Raw genomic sequence first — 21,980 nt, 5'->3', positions numbered from 1 at the left:
CCGTCCCTACCGAATCCTTTCGCCGTCCGGCCTTTCCGGCCTCACCGAGGTACCCGTCCCATGACCCAGCCGCCCCCTCCGCCGCCGAACCAGCCCCCGCAGCAGGGCGGTTTCGGCCCCCCGAGCCCGCAGCAGCCCCCTCAGCCCCCTCAGTCCCCCCAGCCCCCGCAGCCGGGCTACGGCTACCCGCAGCCCCCGCAGCCCCCGCAGCCGCAGCCGGGCTACGGTTACCCGCAGCCCGCGTCGGCCCCCCAGCCGCCGCAGCCGCCCCAGCTCGGTTACGGCTACCCCGGCGCGCAGCAGAACCCGTACGCCCAGCCCGCGCAGCCGGGTTACGGCTATCCGGGCCATCCGCCGACCATGCCCATGCAGCCGCAGCCGGGGCAGAGCGGCGGCGGGCGGAACAACACCGCGCTGTTCATCGTCGTCGCGGCGGTCGTCGCCATCGCGCTGATCGTCGGCGGCGGTATCTGGTACGCCAGTTCGGGGGACAGCGGCAGGAAGCACGACACCGCGTCCTCCAGTGGCGGCACCGGCGGCAAGGACGGCAGTGGCGGCACGGGCGGCGGCCAGGAGAAGGTGCCGGCCGACGCCTCGGGCCAGTTGCTGTTCCAGGCCCCGATGCCCACCGCGAACGACATCGTCAGGACCGTCGGTTCCTGGCTGACCGACAAGGTGTACGTCAAGACCGGCGTCGCCGAGGTCGCCGGCTACGACCCGGTCAAGGGCACCAGGCTGTGGACGCTCAAGCTGCCCGGTCCGGTCTGTTCGGCCAGCAAGCACGCCACCGCGGACGACAAGACCGCGATCACCTACCAGCCGAAGTGGGACACGGGGAAGACCATCGCGGGCTGCACCCAGATCGCGGCGATCGACCTCGACTCGGGCAAGAAGCTCTGGACCCAGACGGTCAAGTCCGGTGACTACCCGGTCAGCTACGAGAACGTGACGGTCGCTCAGCGCACCGTCGCGGTCGGTGACACCGACGGCGGTGCCGCCTTCGACATCGACTCCGGCAAGCCGCTGTGGCTGCCGAAGCCGGGCGACGACTGCTACGACGCCGGCTACGGCGGCGGCGCCAAGCTCGTCGCGGTGCGCCACTGCGGTGGCCTGGACAACGAGCGGCTGCTGATCCAGACCCTCGACCCGAAGACCGGCAAGGTGATCTCCGAGTACCGGATGGACCCGGGCATCGGCTATGCCTCGGTCGTCTCCACCGACCCGCTGGTGGTGGCCGCCGAGGCCGGCTCCGACAGCCAGGCCCTGGACTACTTCTCCATCGACAGCAGGACCGGCAAGCTGCTCGCCCACATCTCCGCGCCGGGCAAGGCCTACGGCGGCAGGTGCGACAGCGGTACCCGCATCGAGGACTGCAAGGAGATCGCCGTCGGCGGCGGCAAGCTGTACCTGCCGACCGCGGAGCACGACGGCAGCGGCAACTACAGCCGCACCAACGAGATCGTCTCCTTCGACCTGAACACGGGAAAGCCGACCGGTCAGCGCGCCGAGGCCGGGGACGGCTACACGCTCTCCCCGCTGCGCATGGACGGCTCGAACCTGCTCGCGTACAAGCGGCCGCCGTACGACAAGGGCGGTCAGGTGGTCAGCATCGACGGCGGGTCGTTCAAGCAGAGCAAGCTGCTGGAGAATCCGTCCACGCAGAGCGTGCGGCAGGCGGAGAGCACCATGATGCCGGACTACGCGGAGATCCTCTTCGGGCACGGCCGCCTGTACATGTCGGACGTCTTCGCGAGCAAGAAGGGCGACGCGTACGAGAAGAAGTACCTGGTTCTGGCGTTCGGCCCGAAGGGCTGACCGCGTCGCCGACGTGGTCGGCGGGTCTCGCCCGAATGGGTGACTTACCGAGAAGTGCCCCGGATTTCATCGATCCGGGGCACTTCTCATCAGGAGGGGCAGCGCGAGGTCGAACAAGCGTGTAGCTTCCGGGGGCATGAAGGACGAGGTGCCGGGGGGCCCTCTGTCCTTGCGGACCGGTGGGCGTCCATAGTGGGGCATCCATGGGGGGGGACTGGGGGGTTGCTCTATGGGAGTGCGGCTCATGGTCGTCGACGACCATCGCCTGCTCGCGGAGGCGCTGGCGTCGGCGCTCAAGCTGCGCGGGCACCGGGTGCTCGCCGCGGCGGCGCCGGCCGCGGGCGCGGCGGACCTGGTGATCGCGCGGGCGCCGGAGGTGTGCCTGCTGGGTACGGCGGCGCCGGCCGAACCGGGTGTCTTCGACCCGGTGGCGAAGATCAAGCGGGAGCGGCCGCAGGTGGCGGTGCTGGTGCTCGGCCCGGTGCCCTCGCCGCGCGGCATCGCGGCGGCGTTCGCGGCCGGGGCGTCGGGGTACGTACGGCACGACGAGCGGATCGAGGGCGTCGAGCGGGCGATCATGAAGGCGCGGGCGGGGGAGGCCGCGGTGGCGCCGCAGTTGCTGCAGGGGGCGTTCGGGGAGCTGCTCAATCCTGCCGCTCAGCCCGATGACGAGGCGCAGCGGTTGCTGTCGATGCTGACGCCGAGGGAGGTGGAGGTGCTGGTCAGGGTGGCCGACGGGGAGGACACCCGGCTGATCGCGGCGGGGATGGGGATCGCGCCGAGCACGGCCCGTACCCATGTCCAGCGGGTGCTGATGAAGCTGGGGGTCGGCTCGCGCCTGGAGGCGGCGGCGCTGGCGGCACGGACGGGGCTGCTGGACCGGGCGGGGCCGCTGGGCTTCGGTCCGGAGTAGGCGTCCGGCGCCGCCGGCGCCTGCGAAGGGGCGCGGGGCTGTGCCGATGTGCGCCTTCGCTGGGCGCGACCAACCGGCCATGACGCATCCGCAGCCGGGGACGGCCCGCACCCCCGCGGCGCTGCCGCCCCCGGCCGGCAGTCACTCCGCGGGGAGCCGCGCGACCAGCCCCCCCACGCACCCGCGGACGGGGGCGGCGCTTCAGTCCCCCTGCTTCTCCTCCGGCAGCCCCTCCGGAGGAAGCGGCGGCGGGGTCGGGCGGAGCTTCAGCCAGGCCAGGAAGAAGATGCCCAGCAGGAGCATGCCGATCCCGGTCCAGAGGTTGATGTTGACGCCCTGGGCCTTGTCGATGGCGGACTGGGAGTCGGTGATGCCGGCGATCGTGACGATGACGCCGTAGAGGACGAACAGGCCGCCGATGATGCGGCGCAGGTCGAAGATGCGGGCCGCGGTCGCGGACTTGCCCTCCAGTTCGGTGACTTCCCGCGCCACCTCGTCCTCGGTGTAGTGGTGGTGACGGTCAGGGTGCTCGGCGTGTTCGGACATGGTTTCCTCGATCCTCCCGCGTCAGAACGAGAACGGGACGTAGCAGACGGCGGCCAACACGACCGCGCCCCAGCCCAGCAGGGCCGGCCGGCGGTACCAGGCCTCGTCGCCGGGTGCGGGGGGTTCGGACATGCCGGGGGAGCGGGTGCCGTAGACCAGCCCCTGGAGCTCCCCGGCCGGCTTGGGGCTGGTGAACAGGGACACCGCGGTCATCACGACCGCGCCGGCGACGAAGCCGGCGATCGCGGAGACGAAGTTGGCGCCCTGGTCGGAGGGGATGGAGATGATCCCCTTCTTGTAGAACACGAAGTAGTTGATCATCGCGGTGACGGTGCCCGCGAGCAGGCCCCAGAAGCCGGACTTGGCGGACGCGCGCTTCCAGAACATGCCGACGATGAACACCACGAACATCGGCACGTTGAAGAAGGAGAACAGCGTCTGCAGGTAGCTCATGATGTTCGAGAACGAGGACGCCAGGAACGCCGTGCCGATGGAGGCGAGGACGCCGATCACGGTGATCAGGCGGCCGAACCTGACGTAGTAGGCGTCCTCGCGGCCGCGCACCACGTACTTCGCCCAGATGTCGTTCGTGAAGACCGTGTTGAAGGACGAGACGTTGGCCGCCATTCCGGCCATGAACGCGGCGAGCAGACCGGTGACGGCGATGCCGAGCACGCCGTTGGGCAGCAGTTCCTGCATCAGGTACGGGATGGCGTCGTTGTACTGCAGGCCCGAGCCGGGGGTGCCGATCTTCGGTACGAGCGCGGCGGCGACCAGGCCGGGGATCATCACCAGGAAGACGATGAAGATCTTCGGGTAGGCGGCGATCAGCGGGGTCCGCTGACCTGCGGAGAGGTTCTTCGCGGACAGGGCGCGCTGCACCTCGGCGAAGTTGGTCGTCCAGTAGCCGAAGGACAGCACGAAGCCGAGGCCGAGGACGATGGTCAGCCAGTTCGCGCCGAGCGGGTTGACGTGTCCGATGCCGGTGCCGCCCCAGGCGGTGGTGAAGTCCGCGCCGTGCGTCGCGGTGAGCTTGTGGGTCAGCCCGCTCCAGCCGCCGGCCTTCTTCAGGCCGAGGACGGTGATCGGGATGAGGGCGGCCAGGATCACGAAGAACTGGAGGACCTCGTTGTAGATCGCCGAGGACAGGCCGCCGAGGGTGATGTACGCGAGCACGAAGGCGCCGGCGACCACGATCGCGACCCACTGGGGCCAGCCCAGCAGGGCCTCGACGACGATCGCGAGGGCGTAGAGGTTGACGCCGGCGATCAGGATGGCGGCGAACGCGAACAGGATCGAACTGAGCAGGTGGGCGCCCCGGTCGAAGCGCAGCAGCAGGAACTCGGGGACCGAGCGGACCTTGCTGCCGTAGTAGAACGGCATCATCACCAGGCCGAGGAAGACCATGGCGGGGATGGCGCCGATCCAGTACCAGTGCACGGTGTAGGCGCCGTACTGGGCGCTGTTCGCGGCCATGCCCAGGATCTCGGTGGCCGCCAGGTTCGCCGAGATGAAGGCGAGGCCGGTGATCCAGGCGGGCAGCGAGCGTCCGGAGAGGAAGAAGTCGAGGCTGGTCTTCACCGAGCGGCGGGCCGCGAAGCCGATGCCGAGGACGACGACGAAGTAGATCGCCAGGATCGTGTAGTCCAGCCAGTTGGTGGGGAGCCGTAGCCCCGCCGCCAGATACAGGGGGCTGTCTGTGGGGGTTTGCATGAGTACTCGCTTCGTTGCGCGAACTGATCCAGAGCGGAACCTACGCCTCCGCGTTCAGAAATTGAACACTTCTGTTGGTGTTCTTTGTTTGATTGTGATGGTCCTGAATGTTGTCGAGTTGTGATCTGTTATGTTTGATTGTGTTGAGTGATTGGGTGCGGGACGTAGAGGAGTCCGGCGTTGAAGAAGACCTCGACACGGCTGGCCGACGGTCGTGAGCTGATCTACTACGACCTCCGGGACGACACCGTGCGGGACGCCGTCGACCGCCGCCCGCTGGAGCGGACCCATACGACGTCCGAGATCCGCCGTGACGTGCTGCTCGGCGACTGTGTCGCCGTCGCCTCCCACCGGCAGGGCCGCACGTACCATCCGCCGGCCGACGAGTGCCCCCTGTGCCCCACGCGGGGCGACCGGCTGAGCGAGATCCCCGACTCGTCGTACGACGTCGTCGTCTTCGAGAACCGGTTCCCCTCCCTCGCCGGCGACTCCGGCCGCTGCGAGGTCGTCTGCTTCACCTCCGACCACGACGCCTCCTTCGCCGACCTGACCGTCGAGCAGGCGCGCCTGGTGCTGGACGCGTGGACGGACCGTACGTCGGAGCTGTCGCATCTGCCCTCCGTGGAGCAGGTCTTCTGCTTCGAGAACCGCGGTGCCGAGATCGGGGTCACCCTGGGCCACCCGCACGGACAGATCTACGCATACCCCTTCACCACCCCGCGCACCGCGCTCATGCTCCGCTCGCTCGCCGCGCACAAGGAGGCGACCGGCGGCCAGAACCTCTTCGACGCCGTCGTGGAGCGCGAACTCGCCGGTGAGCGGGTCGTCCTTGAGGGTGAACACTGGGTGGCGTTCGTGCCGTACGCGGCGCACTGGCCGTACGAGGTCCACCTGTACCCCAAGCGCCGCGTCCCCGACCTGCTCGCCCTGGACGAGGCGGCACGCACAGAATTCCCCCAGGTCTATCTGGAACTCTTGAGGCGCTTCGACCGGATCTTCGATGGGGGGGACGGAGGGGAAAACGCTGCGGGTGACCCTCCCACGCCGTACATCGCGGCCTGGCACCAGGCCCCGTTCGGTGCGCTGGAGGAGTTCGACGGTGTCTTGCGGGACGACTTCGCGCTCCACCTCGAGCTTTTCACCATCCGCCGCACTTCCGGCAAGCTGAAGTTTCTCGCGGGTTCCGAGTCCGGCATGAGCGTGTTCATCAACGACGTGCCGCCGGAGCGCGCGGCCGAGCGACTGCGAGAGGTAGCGAGTTCATGAAGTACCTGGTGACGGGTGGCGCGGGTTACGTCGGCAGTGTCGTGACCCAGCATCTGCTGGAGGCCGGCCACGAGGTCACCGTCCTCGACAACCTCTCCACCGGCTTCCGCGCGGGGGTGCCCGCCGGGGCGGCCTTCGTCGAGGGCGACATCCGCGACGCCGCCAAGTGGCTCGACCCCTCCTACGACGGCGTGCTGCACTTCGCCGCGTCCTCGCAGGTCGGCGAGTCGGTGGTGAAGCCGGAGAAGTACTGGGACAACAACGTCGCCGGCTCCATGGCGCTGCTCGGCGCGATGCGCGAGGCGGGCGTCCGCACGCTCGTCTTCTCCTCGACGGCGGCCACGTACGGCGAGCCGGAGCAGGTCCCCATCGTGGAGAGCGCGCCGACGAGGCCGACCAACCCCTACGGCGCCTCCAAGCTGGCCGTCGACCACATGATCACCGGCGAGGCGAACGCCCACGGCCTGGCCGCGGTCTCCCTGCGCTACTTCAACGTGGCCGGCGCCTACGGCACGTCTTCCGGTGTCATGGTCGGCGAGCGCCACGACCCCGAGTCGCACCTCATCCCGCTGGTCCTCCAGGTCGCCCAGGGCCGCCGAGAGGCGATCTCGGTCTACGGCGACGACTACCCGACCCCCGACGGCACCTGCGTCCGCGACTACATCCACGTCGCGGACCTCGCCGAGGCCCATCTGCTCGCCCTGACGGCCGCCACCCCGGGCGAGCACCTGATCTGCAACCTCGGCAACGGCGCGGGCTTCTCCGTCCGCCAGGTCATCGAGACCGTCCGGCAGGTCACCGGCCACCCGATCCCCGAGATCGTGGCCCCGCGCCGCGGCGGCGACCCGGCCGTCCTGGTCGCCTCGGCGGACACGGCCCGCGAGAAGCTGGGCTGGAACCCCTCCCGCGCGGATCTCGCGGGCATCGTCGCGGACGCGTGGGAGTTCACGCAGAGCATCACGAAGGAGCACTAGTGGGGGCACAGCAGGTCGCGGAGCGCTTCGCCGAGCTGTACGGGGCCGCGCCGGAGGGCGTCTGGGCAGCACCCGGCCGCGTCAACCTGATCGGCGAGCACACCGACTACAACGACGGCTTCGTGATGCCGTTCGCGCTGCCGCACCGAGCGGTCGCGGCCGTGTCCCGCCGCACCGACGGCGTCCTGCGCCTGCACTCGGCGGACATCGAGGGCGGCGTCAGGGAACTGCGGCTGGACGCCCTCGCCCCGCAGAGCGACGACGACTGGACGGCGTACCCGGCGGGCGTGGTCTGGGCGCTGCGCGAGGCGGGACACGGGGTGACGGGCGCGGACGTGCACCTGTCCTCCACGGTGCCGACCGGCGCGGGCCTGTCCTCGTCCGCCGCGCTGGAGGTCGTGATCGCCCTGGCGCTGAACGACCTGTACGGACTGGACCTGCCGCGCTGGAAGCTGGCCCGGCTGTGCCAGCGCGCCGAGAACGTCTACGTCGGCGCGCCCACCGGGATCATGGACCAGACGGCGTCGGCCTGCTGCGAGCAGGGCCACGCGCTCTTCCTGGACACCCGAGACCTGTCCCAGCAGCAGATCCCCTTCGACCTCGCGGCCGAGGGCCTGCGCCTGCTGGTGGTCGACACGCAGGTCAAGCACGCGCACAGCGGCGGCGAGTACGGCAAGCGGCGGGCCGGCTGCGAGAAGGGCGCGGCCCTGCTCGGCGTGGACGCCCTGCGGGACGTGCCGTACGCCGGACTGGACTCGGCGCTGGCCCGGCTGGGCGACGAGGAGGAGGTACGCCGTCTGGTCCGGCACATCGTGACGGAGAACCACCGCGTGGAGCGGGTGGTCGGGCTGTTGCGCGCCGGTGAGACCCGCGCGATCGGCCCGGTCCTCACCGAGGGGCACGCCTCCCTGCGCGACGACTTCCGCATCTCCTGCCCGGAGCTGGACCTGGTCGTCGACACGGCCCTGGCGAACGGCGCCCTGGGCGCCCGCATGACCGGCGGCGGCTTCGGCGGCTCGGCGATCGTCCTGACGGAGGCGACGGACGTCGACACCCTCACGAAGGCCGTCGAGGAGGCCTTCGCGGCAGCGGGCTTCAAGGCCCCGCGGGTGTTCGAGGCGGTGCCTTCGGCGGGGGCGCGGCAGGTGGTCCGAGCCGGTCGGTGATCCCGTCGGCCCCGTACAAGGGTGCGGGGCTCACGGGCTGTCACGGGAGGCGCGGCCGTGCAGCAGGGCCGCAGAAGCCTCGTGCCGCTCTTCCGGCGCGATGACGACCCCGGTACTGGTGGGAGGTGAGCCGCCGGCCCCGGCGCCGCCGCTCACGCTCCGGCGGCCGGCCCCCCGTCCTCGGCGGTCGACGGAGCCCCGGCTGTCCCCGCCTCCTCCGCCGCCGCCCCCGTCGGTGTCGGAGTGAGCGCCGGTCGGGCCAGCCGCTTCGTCAGGGTGTACTCCGTGACCCCCGGCGGATAGTCCGGGATCACCCCCACCACCTCGTAGCCCTGCTTCCGGTAGAAGCCGGGGGCCTGGAAGTCCCAGGTCTCCAGGCGGGCGGCGGTGCAGCCGCGGCCGGTGGCGGCGATGTGCTCCGCCTCCGCGAGCAGGCGTGAGCCGAGGCCCGTGCCGCGGTGGGCGGCGTCGACCCACAGGTAGGTGACGTGCAGCCACATGGTCCAGGTGTGGCCGACCAGACCGCCCGCCAGACCGCCGGAGGAGTCCAGCGCCCAGACGTGCAGGGGGACTTCGCGTTCGCCGGGCGTGCCGCGCAGGGCGGCCAGGACCGGGGACGCCGCCGTGTTGGTGTCCCGTAGCCGCGAGCGGAGCAGATCACGTCGGCCTTTGTCGACTTCCGCCTCAATACGAAACATGCGGCACACGATAAACGCGCTGGGCGGCCAGTTCTGCAAATCTCCTTCCGCTGCGTGCTCCCATCCGTACTCTGTGGAACAGCACCGGTGGGGGCCGGTGCTGTTCAGGGGGCGAGACAGCCGGGTACGGCGCCCGCGGTGGGGGTAACAGTTTCCGCGACGGCGGCGGCCGCGCGGCGCGTGTCCTTTCCGTGGGTGCCCGTACCCGCGCGGGTCGTCGTTCTCCGGAGGGCCAGGCCCGGTCCGGGAGGAGTTTCGTGGTTCGTATCCGAGTCCTGGTCGTCGACGACCACCGCATCTTCGCCGAGTCGCTCGCCGCCGCCCTGGCCGCCGAGCCGGACGTCGACGTCTCCGCGGCCGGCAGCGGCCCCGCCGCGCTGCGCTGCCTGGAGCGGGCGGCCGGTGAGGGCCGCCGCTTCGACGTGCTGCTGGTCGACGCCGACCTGGGCGGCCAGGTGCCCGGCACCCGTCCGGCTCTGCCCGTGCCGGTGCAGGACGGCAACGAGGAGGGGCTGGTCGACGGGATCTCGCTCGTCGCCGGGGTCAGGGCCGCCCAGGCGGCCGTACGGATCGTCGTGCTCGCCGAGAAGGACGATCCCCGGCGGGCGGCGCTCGCCCTGCAGGCCGGTGCCTCGGGGTGGGTCGCCAAGGACTGCTCGCTGTCCCGGCTGCTGACGGTGATCCGGGGCGTGCTGCGCGACGAGACCCATCTGCCGCCCGCCCTGCTCACCGGCGTGCTCAGGGAGCTGACGGCGGCCCGCCGGCACCGCACCGAGAGCGAGCGGCTGGTGGAGTCCCTCACCCCGCGCGAGCGGGAGGTGCTGCGCTGCATGGTCGCGGGCCTCGGCCGCAAGGCCGTCGCCGAGCGGCTGTTCCTCTCCCCGCACACGGTGCGCACCCATATGCAGAACGTCCTCGGCAAGCTGGGCGTCCACTCGACGCTGGCCGCCGTCGCCCTCGCCCGCCGGGCGGGGGTCGGGCCGGCCGAACTAGCCGGGGATGTTGTCGAACGGGGCGGTCAACTGGCGTAGCAGACCGGCCAGTTCCGTACGCTGGGCGGGGGACAGCTCGGCGAGGATCGCCCGCTCCTGCTCCAGCAGCCCGGCCAGTGCCTGGTCGGCGCGGTCCCGGCCGGTGTCGGTCAGCCGGACCAGCACGCCCCGCCGGTCGCTCGGGTCGGGCAGCCGCTCCACCAGGCCCTTCTTGGCCAGCCGGTCGATCCGGTTGGTCATGGTGCCCGAGGTGACCAGGGTCTGCGTCAGCAGCTGACCGGGGGAGAGCTGGTACGGCGTGCCCGCGCGTCTGAGCGCGGTCAGCACATCGAACTCCCACGGCTCCAGCTGGTGCTCGGCGAAGGCGAGCCGGCGCGCACGGTCCAGATGCCGGGCGAGTCGGCTCACCCGGCTGAGCACTTCCAGCGGCTCCACGTCGAGGTCCGGACGTTCCCGGCGCCACGCTGCGACCAGCCGATCGACCTCGTCCTCCATGAGATCAGTGTAGTGGTTGTGTCGACATGAAGTCTCTTGATTTCGAGTCTCTTGACATCGAGATAAGTGGGGCGGGAAAGTGGGAGACATGACGAACCCCACCTGGGACCCCGGCCAGTACCTGCGGCACGCCGGTCACCGCGCCCGCCCCTTCGCCGACCTCCTCGCCCGCGTCCCCGCCCTGCCCGCGGAACCGCCCGCTGGGCAGCCCCGCATCGCCGACCTCGGCTGCGGCCCGGGCAACGTCACCGTGCTGCTCACCGAACGCTGGCCCACCGCCCACGTCACCGGCTACGACAACTCGCCCGAGATGCTCGACAAGGCCCACACCGAGCACGAGGGCCCCACCGCCGGGGGCGGCCGGCTGGACTTCGCCCACGCCGACGCGCGTACCTGGGCGCCCGAGGAGCCGTACGACCTGATCGTCTCCAACGCGACTCTCCAGTGGGTGCCGGGGCACGCCGGCCGCTTCGCCGACTGGATCGGCGGCCTCCGGCCCGGTGGCACCTTCGCCTTCCAGGTGCCCGACAACATCGACGCCCCGCTGCACGCCCTGATGCGCGAACTCGCCGCCACCCCCCGCTGGAAGTCCCGCCTCGCCGACGTCCTGCGCCGCACCGACTCCGTGCACACGCCCGGCGCCTATCTGGACCGCCTCGCCCGCCTCGGCTGTGCGGCCGACGTGTGGCAGACGACGTACTTCCACGTCCTGCAGGGTGAGGATCCCGTTCTGGACTGGGTGAAGGGCACCGGGCTGCGGCCCGCGCTGACCGCCCTCGCCGACGACCCCGAGGCCCGGGGCGCCTTCCTCTCCGAGTACCGGGAGCTGCTCCGGCAGGCCTACCCCAGCGCGCCGTACGGCACGGTCCTGCCCTTCCGCCGCCTGTTCGCCGTCGCCGTGAAGGAGGCCTGAGCATGCTCGCCGCGATCGATCATGTGCAGCTGGCGGCCCCGCCCGGCTCGGAGGACGCGCTGCGCGCGTACTACACCGACGTCCTCGGGATGACGGAGATCCCCAAGCCCCCCGTGCTCGCGGCGCGGGGCGGCTGCTGGTTCCAGGCGGGTGCCGTGCAGATCCATCTCGGGATCGAGGAGGCCCCCGCCGGAGGCGGAACATGCCACTGCCGCCCGGCGAAGAAGGCCCACCCGGGGCTCAGGGTGACGGAGATCGAGGCGTACGCGGCCCGGCTGGCCGCGAAGGGCGCACCGGTCACCTGGGACGACAACCTCCCCGGCCACCTCCGTTTCTACTCGGAGGACCCGGCGGGCAACCGGCTGGAGTTCCTCCAGTCGCGGTAACTGATCACCGTCCACCTGGCGAACACGACCGAGATCGCGAGGAGCGCCAGTGGGGAGAGTACGCGGGACAGCTTGTGGGAGATGCCCTGGTCCACCGGAACCCAGGACCCCCACGGCTCCCTGGATATCTCCACGGGCAGATCGATGCGGGGATACGAGGAGAAGCCGGTCGCCCTGATCCTCCGGCCCCCGTCGACGTAGCCCACGCAGTACAGGTCGGCGGACGAGGTGTACCCGCCGCGCGAGGTCGTGGCGGGCGAGGTCGTGTCGCAGAACGCGACCCGCATCGTCTGCGAACGCCCGATCAGACCCAGGTGACCCACGGCCGAAAGACCCAGGTAGACGCCTCCACCGAGGAGGCCGGCGGCGAGCACGCCGCACATGACCGTTCCCCACGCCTTCTGCCGCCTTGTGCGGACCCTGAGTCGTCTGGCCACCGGGCGATCGTACGACCCCGCCCCCGGCGCTACGCCTTGCGGTGCCCTATCAGCCGCGGCTTCTGCTCCAGCCCGTCCAGGCCGTGCCACGCCAGGTTCACCAGATGTGCCGCGACCTCCGCCTTCTTCGGGCGGCGCACGTCCAGCCACCACTGACCGGTCAGCGCGACCATGCCGACCAGCGCCTGCGCGTACAGCGGGGCCAGTTTCGGGTCGAAACCGCGGGACTTGAACTCGCGGCCCAGGATGTCCTCCACCTGGGTGGCGATGTCCGAGATGAGGGAGGCGAAGGAGCCCGTGGACTGGGGGATGGGCGAGTCACGGACCAGGATGCGGAAGCCGTCCGTGTACTCCTCGATGTAGTCCAGGAGTGCGAACGCCGCCTGCTCGCACAGTTCACGCGGGTGGCCGGCCGTCAGACTGCTGGTCACCATGTCCAGCAGCCGCCGCATCTCGCGGTCCACCACCACCGCGTACAGGCCCTCCTTGCCGCCGAAGTGCTCGTACACCACCGGCTTGGACACCCCGGCCTTCGCCGCGATCTCCTCCACCGAGGTGCCCTCGAAACCCTTGGCGGCGAAGAGGGTGCGACCGATCTCCAGCAGCTGCTGGCGGCGCTCGGCACCGGTCATACGGGTCCGGCGGGTCCGCCGCGGTTTGTCGTTGCTGGAGGTGCTGCTGGAGTCGGTCGCCACGGCGTCAATCATGCCGCCTTCGCGGTCTCCCTCCGGTGCTCGGAGCCGTCTTCCCCGGTGTTCCGGCGCGAATCGATACGTGAGCGTGACGGCCAGCGCACGTCATGCGCCCAGCCGAGCAGCTCGAAGATGCGGATGAACCGCGCCGAGGAGTCGATCTGGCCGCGCAGCACACCGTGCCGCGCCGAGGTCGGGTCGGCGTGGTGCAGGTTGTGCCAGGACTCACCGCACGACAGCACCGCCAGCCACCACACGTTGCCCGAACGGTCCCGCGACTTGAACGGCCGCTTGCCCACCGCGTGACAGATCGAGTTGATCGACCACGTCACATGGTGCAGCAACGCCACTCGGACGAGTGAACCCCAGAAGAACGCCGTGCACGCGCCCCACCAGGACATCGTCACCAGACCGCCGACCAGCGGCGGCAGGGCGAGGGAGAGGGCCGTCCAGTACACGAACTGACGGGAGATCGCCCGGATCGCCGGGTCCTTGATCAGATCCGGCGCGTACTTGTCCTGCGGAGTCTGCTCCTCGTCGAACATCCAGCCGATGTGAGCCCACCACAGGCCCTTCATCAGCGCCGGAACCGTCTCGCCGAACCGCCACGGAGAGTGCGGGTCGCCCTCCGCGTCGGAGAACTTGTGGTGCTTGCGGTGATCGGCCACCCAGCGCACCAGGGGCCCCTCGACCGCCAGCGAACCCATGATCGCCAGCGCAATCCTCAGGGGCCGCTTGGCCTTGAACGAACCATGGGTGAAGTACCGGTGGAAACCGATCGTGATGCCGTGGCACCCCAGGAAGTAGAAGAACACCAGCAGGCTCAGATCGAGCCAGCTCACCCCCCAGCCCCAGGCCAGCGGCACCGCCGCCACGAGCGCCAGGAACGGCACGGTGATGAACAAAAGCAGCGTGATCTGCTCGATCGAATGCTTCTGCTCGCCACCCAGCGTGGCGGACGGGATCGGATTGTCGTCGGCCGTAAGGGCTTCTTCGATCACATCGGAACTTGAGGTCATGCGCGTCCCCTGTGGGGTCGAGGGTCGAGGCAGGTGCCGGGCCGCCGGGACCGGACGGAAGGCGACGGTACTTCCCTACGGTTCCGTAACCTACGGCGTCGTAAGTATGGCAGCGTGTCGAGCGGCGGCAAGAGCCCCAGAGCCTGCGCGTCCCCATCGACACCTATCCTTGAACTCGGTCGGACAGCGCGGTCCGCTGAAGTTTCCTTCCCGGACGCTGAGGCCCGTATGCGGCGCCCGCCGCGCGGCAGCCGCCCGGGTTCCCTCCAGACGAGCTTCCACACTGCAAGGAGCCGCACCTGTGAGCAGTGCCGACGACCAGACCACCACGACCAGCAGCGAGCTGCGCGCCGACATCCGCCGGCTGGGTGACCTCCTGGGCGAGACCCTCGTACGGCAGGAAGGCCCCGAGCTCCTCGACCTGGTCGAGAAGGTCCGCCGCCTCACCCGCGAGGACGGCGAGGCCGCCGCCGAGCTGCTGCGCGGCACCGAACTGGAGACCGCCGCCAAGCTGGTGCGCGCCTTCTCCACCTACTTCCACCTCGCCAACGTCACCGAGCAGGTGCACCGCGGCCGCGAACTGCGCGCCCGGCGCGCCGCCGAGGGCGGCCTCCTCGCCCGCACCGCCGACCGGCTCAAGGACGCCGACCCCGAACACCTCAAGCAGACCGTCCGGCACCTCAACGTTCGCCCGGTGTTCACCGCACACCCCACCGAGGCCGCGCGCCGCTCGGTGCTGAACAAGCTCCGGCGCATCGCCGCGCTCCTGGAGGCCCCCGTCCAGGGCTCCGACCGCCGCCGCCACGACGTCCGCCTCGCCGAGAACATCGACCTGGTGTGGCAGACCGACGAGCTGCGCGTCGTACGCCCCGAGCCCGCCGACGAGGCCCGCAACGCCATCTACTACCTCGACGAGCTGCACGCGAACGCCGTCGGCGACGTCCTGGAGGACCTCACCGCGGAACTCGAGCGGGTCGGCGTCAGGCTCCCCGACGACACCCGCCCGCTGACCTTCGGCACCTGGATCGGCGGCGACCGCGACGGCAACCCCAACGTCACCCCCCAGGTCACCTGGGACGTCCTCATCCTCCAGCACGAGCACGGCATCAACGACGCCCTGGAGATGATCGACGAGCTGCGCGGACTGCTCTCCAACTCCATCCGCTACACCGGCGCCACCGAAGAGCTCCTCCAGTCCCTGAACACAGACCTCGAACTCCTCCCCGAGATCAGCCCCCGCTACAAGCGCCTCAACGCCGAGGAGCCCTACCGGCTCAAGGCCACCTGCATCCGGCAGAAGCTGCAGAACACCAAGCAGCGCCTCGCCAAGGGCACCCCGCACGAGGCGGGCCGCGACTACCTCGGCACCAGCGAGCTGCTCACCGACCTCCGCCTCATCCAGGTCTCGCTGCGCGAGCACCGCGGCGGCCTCCTCGCCGACGGCCGCCTGGCCCGCACCATCCGCACCCTGGCCGCCTTCGGCCTCCAGCTCGCCACCATGGACGTCCGCGAACACGCCGACGCCCACCACCACGCCCTCGGCCAGCTCTTCGACCGCCTCGGCGAGGAGTCCTGGCGCTACGCCGACATGCCCCGCGAGTACCGCGCCAAGCTCCTCGCCAAGGAGCTGCGCTCGCGCAGGCCGCTCGCCCCCACCCCGGCACCCGTCGACGCGGCCGGGCAGAAGACCCTCGGCGTCTTCGGGACCGTCAAGAAGGCCCTCGAGGTCTTCGGCCCCGAGGTCATCGAGTCCTACATCATCTCCATGTGCCAGGGCGCCGACGACGTCTTCGCCGCCGCCGTCCTCGCCCGGGAGGCCGGCCTGATCGACCTCCACGCCGGCTGGGCGAAGATCGGCATCGTCCCCCTCCTGGAGACCACCGACGAACTCAAGGCCGCCGACACCATCCTCGAGGACATGCTCTCCGACCCGTCCTACCGGCGCCTGGTCGCGCTGCGCGGCGACGTCCAGGAGGTCATGCTCGGCTACTCCGACTCCTCCAAGTTCGGCGGCATCACCACCAGCCAGTGGGAGATCCACCGCGCCCAGCGGCGCCTGCGAGACGTCGCCCACCGGTACGGCGTACGCCTCCGGCTCTTCCACGGCCGCGGCGGAACCGTCGGCCGCGGCGGCGGCCCCTCCCACGACGCCATCCTCGCCCAGCCCTGGGGCACCCTGGAGGGCGAGATCAAGGTCACCGAGCAGGGCGAGGTCATCTCCGACAAGTACCTCATCCCCTCCCTGGCCCGGGAGAACCTGGAACTCACCGTCGCCGCCACCCTCCAGGCCTCCGCCCTGCACACCGCCCCCCGCCAGTCCGACGAGGCCCTCGCCCGCTGGGACGCCGCCATGGACGTGGTGTCGGACGCGGCGCACGCGGCCTACCGCGCCCTCGTCGAGGACCCGGACCTGCCGACGTACTTCCTCGCGTCGACGCCGGTGGACCAGCTCGCCGACCTGCACCTGGGCTCCCGGCCCTCCCGCCGCCCCGGCTCTGGCGTCTCGCTCGACGGCCTGCGCGCCATCCCGTGGGTCTTCGGCTGGACCCAGTCCCGGCAGATCGTCCCCGGCTGGTTCGGCGTCGGCTCCGGCCTCAAGGCCCTGCGCGAGGCCGGCCTGGACACTGTCCTCGACGAGATGCACCAGCAGTGGCACTTCTTCCGCAACTTCATCTCCAACGTCGAGATGACCCTCGCGAAGACCGACCTGCGCATCGCTCAGCACTACGTAGACACCCTCGTCCCCGACGAGCTCAAGCACGTCTTCGACACCATCAAGGCCGAACACGAGCTGACCGTTCGCGAGGTCCTGCGGGTCACCGGCGAGAGCGAACTCCTGGACGCCCAGCCCGTCCTGAAGCAGACCTTCGCCATCCGCGACGCCTACCTGGACCCCATCTCCTACCTCCAGGTCACCCTGCTCAAGCGCCAGCGCGACGCCGCCGCGGCCGGCCTCACCCCCGACCCGCTGCTCTCCCGCGCCCTGCTCCTCACCGTCAACGGTGTGGCAGCCGGCCTGCGCAACACCGGCTGACCGCCACCACACACCAGGGTGCCCCCGAGGCCGTACGACCCCGGGGGCACCCTTGTACGCGGCTCAGGTCAGGGGCGCGCCCTCCGGCGCCGCACCACCAGGTAGCCGCCCGGCGCGCCGACCAGCACGGCCGCGACACCGACAGCGCACCCGCCGGAACACCCGGCAGCGCTGTTTCCCGCGCCCGCGCCCGCGCCCGCGGCGCACGCCGCTCCACCCGCGCGCCACGACCGGCGCGCGGACTCACGAACCGGCGGACACCGCCAGGAAAGCGCCCGTCAGCAAGGCCGTCCCGCACCCCGCCAGCACCCACGCCGCCCGCGTCAGCCGCATCCCGCCCGCCACCACCACCGAGGCCAGCAGCAACGCCCCGCCCAACGGCACCCAGGCGTACAGGATCCCCGCCGGACCCGACCGCACCGCGTCCGCCGTACCCGGCTTCAGCACGACGTCGTACGTCCGCCCCCTGCGCACCGCCACCGGCTGCGCGATCTCCACACGCGCGCGTGCCTGCGCCCCCGCCGACGTCGGCGAGAACGGACCGCTGCAGGTGTCACCCGAACACGACGTCACCCGCACCGTGCCCTGCTCCCGCCCCTTGGACAGCATCACCTGCTGCGCGGTCCCCCAGGAACCCCACACCCCGGCGAACAGAATCAACGCGGCGACCGCACCCATCGCCCCGACCCGCCCCCACCGCAACGCGGTCACGGAGGCCTGGCGAGCAGTGCTGGCTGTGGCAGACATGGCCGGGATCATTGGCCATACCCGTACGGGAGGTCAACCTCGCTGTCCGCCGTACAAGCACATGTCAGGAGTTGTACGCGCTCTGCGCCCGCTCCAGCCCCTCGATCACCAGACACTCCACCGCGTCCGCCGCACGGTCCACGAAGTAGTCCAGCTCCTTGCGCTCCGACGACGAGAAGTCCTTCAGCACGAAGTCCGCCACCTGCATACGACCCGGAGGCCGCCCGATCCCGAACCGCACCCGGTGATAGTCCGAACCCATCGCCTTCGTCATCGACTTCAGACCGTTGTGCCCGTTGTCCCCACCGCCCAGCTTCAGCCGCAGCGTGCCGTAGTCGATGTCCAGCTCGTCATGCACGGCCACGATGTTCGCCACCGGCACCTTGTAGAAGTCCTTCAGCGCGTTCACCGGACCACCGGACAGGTTCATGTACGACATCGGCTTCGCCAGGATCACCCGCCGGTTCGCCGGCCCCGCCGGACCGATCCGGCCCTCCAGCACCTGCGCCTGCGCCTTGCCCGCCCGCTTGAACTTCCCCCCGATCCGCTGCGCGAGAAGGTCCGCCACCATGAAACCGACGTTGTGCCGGTTCATGGCGTAGTCCGGCCCGGGATTCCCGAGCCCGACGATCAGCCAGGGATCAGTGCTGGCGGGAGTGGTCACGTCCATGTCTCCTTGATACGCGCCAGCCGCCGCTCCCCGCGAGGGAAGCGGCGGCTGAACAACTGACGACTACGGCGAGGCTCAGGCCTCGGCCGCCTCCTCGCCCTCCTCGGCGGCCTCGCCCTCGGTCACCTCGACCTGGGCCTGCAGCACCTGGAGAACGACGGCGTCCTCGTCCACGGCCAGCGAGACACCGCTCGGCAGGGTGATGTCCTTGGCGTGGACCGAGGCACCGGCCTCCAGACCCTCGACGGAGACGGTGACGGCCTCGGGGATGTGCGTCGCCTCGGCCTCGACCGGCAGCGCGTTCAGGACGTGCTCCAGCAGGTTGCCACCGGCGGCCAGCTCGCCCTCGGTGTGGACCGGGATCTCGACCGTGACCTTCTCGCCACGCTTGACCAGCAGCAGGTCGACGTGCTCCAGGAAGCCCTTGATCGCGTCGCGCTGCACGGCCTTCGGGATCGCCAGCTCGCTGGTCTTGCCGTCGATGTCCAGGGAGATCAGGACGTTCGGCGTACGCAGCGCCAGCAGCAGGTCGTGACCCGGCAGGGTCAGGTGCAGCGGCTCGGTGCCGTGGCCGTAGAGAACAACCGGAACCTTGCTGGCACGGCGGAGGCGACGGGCGGCACCCTTGCCGAACTCGGTACGGGTCTCGGCGGTGAGCTTCACCTCGGACATGATGATCACTCCTCGTAGAACTCGGAACGGACGTGGTCACCCGGCCACGAACGGCCTGCTACGAAGAGCGCGTCGATAACGGACCGCCGTACCCCGTCAGAAACGGAGAACGGCCTCCCTCGCCGAGCAACTGCAGCAGTCTACTCGGACCGGGAGGCCGCACCAAAAGGATCTCCGGCTACCTCGCGCAGCGGGGTCGCAGAAACCTCACTGCTCGTCGAAGAGGCTGGTCACCGAGCCGTCCTCGAACACCTCACGCACCGCGCTCGCAATCGTCGGAGCGATCGACAGCACCGTGATCTTGTCCAGATCCCGGCCCAGCTCCGCCGGCGTCGGCAGCGTGTTCGTGAACACGAACTCACTCACCCGCGAGTTCTTCAGCCGGTCCGCCGCGGGCCCGGACAGCACACCGTGCGTCGCCGTGACGATCACATCCTCCGCACCGTGCGCGAACAGCGCATCGGCAGCGGCACAGATCGTCCCACCGGTGTCGATCATGTCGTCGACCAGCACACACACCCGGCCCTTGACCTCACCCACGACCTCGTGGACGGTCACCTGGTTCGCCACATCCTTGTCACGCCGCTTGTGCACGATCGCGAGCGGCGCACCCAGCCGGTCACACCACCGGTCGGCCACACGCACCCGGCCCGCGTCCGGCGACACGACCGTCAGCTTGTCCCGGTCCACCTTCTCGCCCACATAGTCGGCGAGCAGCGGCAGCGCGAACAGATGATCCACCGGCCCGTCGAAGAAACCCTGGATCTGGTCCGTGTGCAGATCCACGGTCAGAATCCGGTCGGCACCCGCCGTCTTCATCAGATCCGCGATCAGACGCGCCGAAATAGGTTCACGACCCCGGTGCTTCTTGTCCTGCCGCGCGTAACCGTAGAACGGCACGATCACCGTGATGGAGCGAGCCGACGCACGCTTCAGCGCGTCGATCATGATCAACTGCTCCATGATCCACTGGTTGATCGGAGTCGTGTGGCTCTGGATCACAAAGCAGTCCGCACCACGCGCCGACTCCTGGTAACGGACGTAGATCTCACCGTTCGCGAAGTCGAAGGCCTTCGTCGGGACAACCCCGACACCCAACTCGTGGGCGACCTCCTCGGCAAGCTCGGGGTGGGCGCGGCCGGAGAAGAACATCATCTTCTTCTCGCCGGTCGTCTTGAACCCGGTCACAGCACAGTCTCCTCAGAGGTTGTCTCAGCCAGCCGACTGCTACCCCGACCTCCCGCCTGGGCATGAGAGGCCGAATCAGCTGGTAGGGGTGCGGGTGCACGTGTGCGGATGTGCACTTATCACGGTACGCCGTGTCCGGCGCACCCGTTTCCGGTCAGTCCTCGCTCTCACCCCTCCGGGACGCCGCCTCGGCCGCCTTCGCCGCCGCGCTCCCCGGACGCTTCCGAGCCACCCAACCCTCGATATTCCGCTGCTGACCACGGGCCACGGCCAGCGAACCGGGCGGCACATCCTTCGTGATCACAGACCCGGCGGCGGTGTAAGCACCGTCCCCGACCGTGACAGGAGCCACAAACATGTTGTCCGAACCCGTCTTGCAATGCGACCCGACGGTCGTGTGGTGCTTGCTCTCACCGTCGTAGTTCACAAACACACTCGCCGCGCCGATGTTCGTGTACTCACCGATCGTCGCGTCACCGACATACGACAGATGCGGCACCTTCGTGCCCTCACCGATCGAGGCGTTCTTCGTCTCGACGTACGTCCCGATCTTCCCCTTGGCCCCCAGCCGCGTCCCCGGCCGCAGATACGCGTACGGCCCCACGGACGCCCCCGCCCCGACCACAGCCCCCTCCGACACGGTGTTGTCCACCCGCGCCCCCGCACCCACCCGCGTGTCCTTCAGCCGGCTGTTCGGACCGACCTCCGCACCCTCACCGACATGCGTCGACCCGGTGAGCAGCGTGTTCGGATGAACGACGACATCCCGCCCGAAGGACACGGTCACATCGACCCAGGTCGAGGCCGGGTCCACGACGGTGACCCCGTCCAGCATGGCAGCGGTCAGCAGCCGGTCGTTCAGGATCCGGCGCGCCTCGGCCAGCTGCACCCGGTTGTTGATCCCGGCGATCTCCCGGTGATCGCCGGCCACGCACGCACCGACCCGGTGACCGGCCTCCCGCAGGATCCCCAGCACGTCCGTGAGGTACTCCTCACCCTGGCTGTTGTCCGTCCGCACCTTCTTCAGCGCGTCCGCCAGCAACTGCCCGTCGAACGCGAACACCCCGGAGTTGATCTCCCGGATCACCCGCTGGACCTCGGACGCGTCCTTGTGCTCCACGATCGCGGTGACAGCACCCGTCGCCTCGTCACGGATGATCCGCCCGTACCCGGTGGCGTCCGGCACCTCCGCCGTCAGCACGGTCACGGCGTTGCCGTCGGCGGCGTGCGTCCCGGCGAGCCGCCCGAGCGTCTCGGCGGTGAGCAGCGGCGTGTCCCCGCACACGACCACAACAGTCCCGGCGACCGCCCCGCCCAACTCCTCCAGACCCATGCGCACGGCGTGCCCGGTCCCGTTCTGCTCCGCCTGCACGGCGGTGCGCACGCCCGGGTCGATCTCGCTCAGATGGGCGGCGACCTGCTCCCGGGCGTGCCCCACGACGACGACCAGGTGCTCCGGGTCCAACTCACGGGCGGCGGCCAGCACATGGCCCACCAGGGAACGGCCACAGATCTCGTGCAGGACCTTGGGTGTGGCCGACTTCATACGGGTGCCCTCACCCGCTGCGAGAACGACGACGGCTGCCGGGCGAATGGCGCTCACGGGGTTGCCCTTCGGCTGTGGGTGGTGGGGTGACAGCCGCA

At 70.3% G+C, this 21,980-nt stretch carries 20 protein-coding genes and 1 pseudogene; 9 read left to right on the top strand and 12 right to left on the bottom strand.

The window, feature by feature from the left end; translation table 11 throughout:
- Nucleotides 1-60 precede the first annotated feature (60 nt).
- Both ACWDEN_RS22890 and ACWDEN_RS22885 read left to right on the top strand, forming a co-directional pair.
- Nucleotides 61-1,815 carry an outer membrane protein assembly factor BamB family protein gene (locus ACWDEN_RS22890; RefSeq protein WP_450859984.1) on the top strand — a complete coding sequence of 585 codons (1,755 nt, stop codon included), beginning with the start codon at nucleotides 61-63 and terminating at the stop codon, nucleotides 1,813-1,815.
- Nucleotides 1,816-2,044: 229 nt separating this feature from the next.
- Complete coding sequence (locus ACWDEN_RS22885) at nucleotides 2,045-2,728, top strand: helix-turn-helix transcriptional regulator (protein WP_351614287.1); 684 nt, start codon at nucleotides 2,045-2,047, stop codon at nucleotides 2,726-2,728.
- A 201-nt stretch (nucleotides 2,729-2,929) separates the two neighbouring features.
- Here ACWDEN_RS22885 and ACWDEN_RS22880 read toward each other — a convergent pair whose 3' ends face one another.
- On the bottom strand, nucleotides 2,930-3,274 hold the full coding sequence (locus ACWDEN_RS22880) for a hypothetical protein (protein ID WP_351614284.1): 345 nt from the start codon (nucleotides 3,272-3,274) through the stop codon (nucleotides 2,930-2,932).
- A 21-nt stretch (nucleotides 3,275-3,295) separates the two neighbouring features.
- Nucleotides 3,296-4,987, bottom strand: a complete 1,692-nt coding sequence (locus ACWDEN_RS22875; protein WP_351614282.1) for a sodium:solute symporter family protein — start codon at nucleotides 4,985-4,987, stop codon at nucleotides 3,296-3,298.
- A 180-nt stretch (nucleotides 4,988-5,167) separates the two neighbouring features.
- On the opposite strand from ACWDEN_RS22875, the gene galT reads away from it, so the two are divergent.
- From galT to galK, 3 genes are read left to right on the top strand one after another with little or no spacing between them, the layout of a single operon-like run.
- Nucleotides 5,168-6,253 carry a galactose-1-phosphate uridylyltransferase gene (gene galT, locus ACWDEN_RS22870; protein WP_450859983.1) on the top strand — a complete coding sequence of 362 codons (1,086 nt, stop codon included), beginning with the start codon at nucleotides 5,168-5,170 and terminating at the stop codon, nucleotides 6,251-6,253.
- Nucleotides 6,250-7,227 (top strand): UDP-glucose 4-epimerase GalE, encoded by a 978-nt coding sequence (gene galE, locus ACWDEN_RS22865; protein WP_450859982.1) that lies wholly within the window; start codon nucleotides 6,250-6,252, stop codon nucleotides 7,225-7,227. The genes galT and galE overlap by 4 nt, the downstream gene beginning before the upstream one ends.
- Entirely contained in the window at nucleotides 7,227-8,393 is a 1,167-nt protein-coding gene (gene galK, locus ACWDEN_RS22860) for a galactokinase (protein ID WP_450859981.1), read from the top strand. The genes galE and galK overlap by 1 nt, the downstream gene beginning before the upstream one ends.
- Before the next feature lie 260 nt (nucleotides 8,394-8,653).
- Here galK and ACWDEN_RS22855 read toward each other — a convergent pair.
- Nucleotides 8,654-9,091, bottom strand: a pseudogene (locus tag ACWDEN_RS22855) (GNAT family N-acetyltransferase); the annotation flags it as partial.
- A 257-nt stretch (nucleotides 9,092-9,348) separates the two neighbouring features.
- Between ACWDEN_RS22855 and ACWDEN_RS22850 the strand changes: the two are divergent.
- Nucleotides 9,349-10,122, top strand: a complete 774-nt coding sequence (locus ACWDEN_RS22850) for a LuxR C-terminal-related transcriptional regulator (protein ID WP_450859980.1) — start codon at nucleotides 9,349-9,351, stop codon at nucleotides 10,120-10,122.
- Here ACWDEN_RS22850 and tamR read toward each other — a convergent pair.
- Nucleotides 10,081-10,578, bottom strand: coding sequence for a MarR family transcriptional regulator TamR (gene tamR, locus ACWDEN_RS22845; RefSeq protein ID WP_351614269.1), 498 nt, complete (start codon nucleotides 10,576-10,578; stop codon nucleotides 10,081-10,083). The two genes, ACWDEN_RS22850 and tamR, sit on opposite strands and share 42 nt — an antisense overlap.
- A gap of 88 nt (nucleotides 10,579-10,666) precedes the next feature.
- On the opposite strand from tamR, the gene ACWDEN_RS22840 reads away from it, so the two are divergent.
- Both ACWDEN_RS22840 and ACWDEN_RS22835 read left to right on the top strand, forming a co-directional pair.
- Nucleotides 10,667-11,491 carry a trans-aconitate 2-methyltransferase gene (locus ACWDEN_RS22840; RefSeq protein WP_351614266.1) on the top strand — a complete coding sequence of 275 codons (825 nt, stop codon included), beginning with the start codon at nucleotides 10,667-10,669 and terminating at the stop codon, nucleotides 11,489-11,491.
- Nucleotides 11,492-11,493: 2 nt separating this feature from the next.
- A complete protein-coding gene (locus ACWDEN_RS22835; RefSeq protein WP_351614263.1) occupies nucleotides 11,494-11,877 on the top strand; it encodes a VOC family protein in 384 nt (127 codons plus the stop codon).
- Here ACWDEN_RS22835 and ACWDEN_RS22830 read toward each other — a convergent pair.
- Genes ACWDEN_RS22830 through ACWDEN_RS22820 form a run of 3 tightly spaced genes read right to left on the bottom strand, consistent with a single transcriptional unit; the run spans nucleotide 11,826 to nucleotide 14,025 of the window.
- Nucleotides 11,826-12,314: a hypothetical protein gene (locus tag ACWDEN_RS22830; protein ID WP_351614260.1), complete on the bottom strand. Its 489-nt coding sequence runs from the start codon at nucleotides 12,312-12,314 to the stop codon at nucleotides 11,826-11,828. The two genes, ACWDEN_RS22835 and ACWDEN_RS22830, sit on opposite strands and share 52 nt — an antisense overlap.
- Before the next feature lie 29 nt (nucleotides 12,315-12,343).
- A complete protein-coding gene (locus tag ACWDEN_RS22825; protein ID WP_067049993.1) occupies nucleotides 12,344-13,021 on the bottom strand; it encodes a TetR/AcrR family transcriptional regulator in 678 nt (225 codons plus the stop codon).
- Nucleotides 13,018-14,025 carry an acyl-CoA desaturase gene (locus ACWDEN_RS22820; protein ID WP_450859979.1) on the bottom strand — a complete coding sequence of 336 codons (1,008 nt, stop codon included), beginning with the start codon at nucleotides 14,023-14,025 and terminating at the stop codon, nucleotides 13,018-13,020. The genes ACWDEN_RS22825 and ACWDEN_RS22820 overlap by 4 nt, the downstream gene beginning before the upstream one ends.
- A 301-nt stretch (nucleotides 14,026-14,326) precedes the next feature.
- Here ACWDEN_RS22820 and ppc point away from each other — a divergent pair, with 301 nt between their 5' ends.
- Nucleotides 14,327-17,059 carry a phosphoenolpyruvate carboxylase gene (ppc, locus tag ACWDEN_RS22815; protein ID WP_351614258.1) on the top strand — a complete coding sequence of 911 codons (2,733 nt, stop codon included), beginning with the start codon at nucleotides 14,327-14,329 and terminating at the stop codon, nucleotides 17,057-17,059.
- A gap of 243 nt (nucleotides 17,060-17,302) precedes the next feature.
- On the opposite strand, the gene ACWDEN_RS22810 is transcribed toward ppc, so the two are convergent.
- The 5 genes from ACWDEN_RS22810 to glmU form a co-directional block, all read right to left on the bottom strand.
- Nucleotides 17,303-17,818 (bottom strand): hypothetical protein, encoded by a 516-nt coding sequence (locus ACWDEN_RS22810; RefSeq protein WP_450859978.1) that lies wholly within the window; start codon nucleotides 17,816-17,818, stop codon nucleotides 17,303-17,305.
- 52 nt (nucleotides 17,819-17,870) lie between these two features.
- On the bottom strand, nucleotides 17,871-18,476 hold the full coding sequence (gene pth, locus ACWDEN_RS22805; protein ID WP_351614251.1) for an aminoacyl-tRNA hydrolase: 606 nt from the start codon (nucleotides 18,474-18,476) through the stop codon (nucleotides 17,871-17,873).
- A gap of 75 nt (nucleotides 18,477-18,551) precedes the next feature.
- Nucleotides 18,552-19,148 carry a 50S ribosomal protein L25/general stress protein Ctc gene (locus tag ACWDEN_RS22800; RefSeq protein WP_351614249.1) on the bottom strand — a complete coding sequence of 199 codons (597 nt, stop codon included), beginning with the start codon at nucleotides 19,146-19,148 and terminating at the stop codon, nucleotides 18,552-18,554.
- A gap of 207 nt (nucleotides 19,149-19,355) precedes the next feature.
- Complete coding sequence (locus tag ACWDEN_RS22795) at nucleotides 19,356-20,336, bottom strand: ribose-phosphate diphosphokinase (RefSeq protein WP_228624688.1); 981 nt, start codon at nucleotides 20,334-20,336, stop codon at nucleotides 19,356-19,358.
- Between the two features lie 154 nt (nucleotides 20,337-20,490).
- The gene (glmU, locus tag ACWDEN_RS22790) at nucleotides 20,491-21,939 is read right to left on the bottom strand and encodes a bifunctional UDP-N-acetylglucosamine diphosphorylase/glucosamine-1-phosphate N-acetyltransferase GlmU (RefSeq protein ID WP_450859977.1); all 1,449 of its coding nucleotides are present in this window, start codon (nucleotides 21,937-21,939) and stop codon (nucleotides 20,491-20,493) included.
- Nucleotides 21,940-21,980 lie beyond the last annotated feature (41 nt).

The organism is Streptomyces sp. NPDC001153, assembly GCF_053598315.1.
This window is presented reverse-complemented; position numbering and strand designations above follow the sequence as displayed.

What these genes read in the sequence shown, in the direction of transcription:
- ACWDEN_RS22810 (WP_450859978.1), bottom strand. Translation starts at nt 17,818, where the DNA reads ATGATCCCGGCCATGTCTGCCACAGCCAGCACTGCTCGCCAGGCCTCC.
- ACWDEN_RS22835 (WP_351614263.1), top strand. Translation starts at nt 11,494, where the DNA reads ATGCTCGCCGCGATCGATCATGTGCAGCTGGCGGCCCCGCCCGGCTCG.
- ACWDEN_RS22840 (WP_351614266.1), top strand. Translation starts at nt 10,667, where the DNA reads ATGACGAACCCCACCTGGGACCCCGGCCAGTACCTGCGGCACGCCGGT.
- ACWDEN_RS22825 (WP_067049993.1), bottom strand. Translation starts at nt 13,021, where the DNA reads ATGATTGACGCCGTGGCGACCGACTCCAGCAGCACCTCCAGCAACGAC.
- ACWDEN_RS22885 (WP_351614287.1), top strand. Translation starts at nt 2,045, where the DNA reads ATGGGAGTGCGGCTCATGGTCGTCGACGACCATCGCCTGCTCGCGGAG.
- ACWDEN_RS22875 (WP_351614282.1), bottom strand. Translation starts at nt 4,987, where the DNA reads ATGCAAACCCCCACAGACAGCCCCCTGTATCTGGCGGCGGGGCTACGG.
- ACWDEN_RS22800 (WP_351614249.1), bottom strand. Translation starts at nt 19,148, where the DNA reads ATGTCCGAGGTGAAGCTCACCGCCGAGACCCGTACCGAGTTCGGCAAG.
- pth (WP_351614251.1), bottom strand. Translation starts at nt 18,476, where the DNA reads ATGGACGTGACCACTCCCGCCAGCACTGATCCCTGGCTGATCGTCGGG.
- tamR (WP_351614269.1), bottom strand. Translation starts at nt 10,578, where the DNA reads ATGGAGGACGAGGTCGATCGGCTGGTCGCAGCGTGGCGCCGGGAACGT.
- ACWDEN_RS22880 (WP_351614284.1), bottom strand. Translation starts at nt 3,274, where the DNA reads ATGTCCGAACACGCCGAGCACCCTGACCGTCACCACCACTACACCGAG.
- ACWDEN_RS22820 (WP_450859979.1), bottom strand. Translation starts at nt 14,025, where the DNA reads ATGACCTCAAGTTCCGATGTGATCGAAGAAGCCCTTACGGCCGACGAC.
- galE (WP_450859982.1), top strand. Translation starts at nt 6,250, where the DNA reads ATGAAGTACCTGGTGACGGGTGGCGCGGGTTACGTCGGCAGTGTCGTG.
- ACWDEN_RS22890 (WP_450859984.1), top strand. Translation starts at nt 61, where the DNA reads ATGACCCAGCCGCCCCCTCCGCCGCCGAACCAGCCCCCGCAGCAGGGC.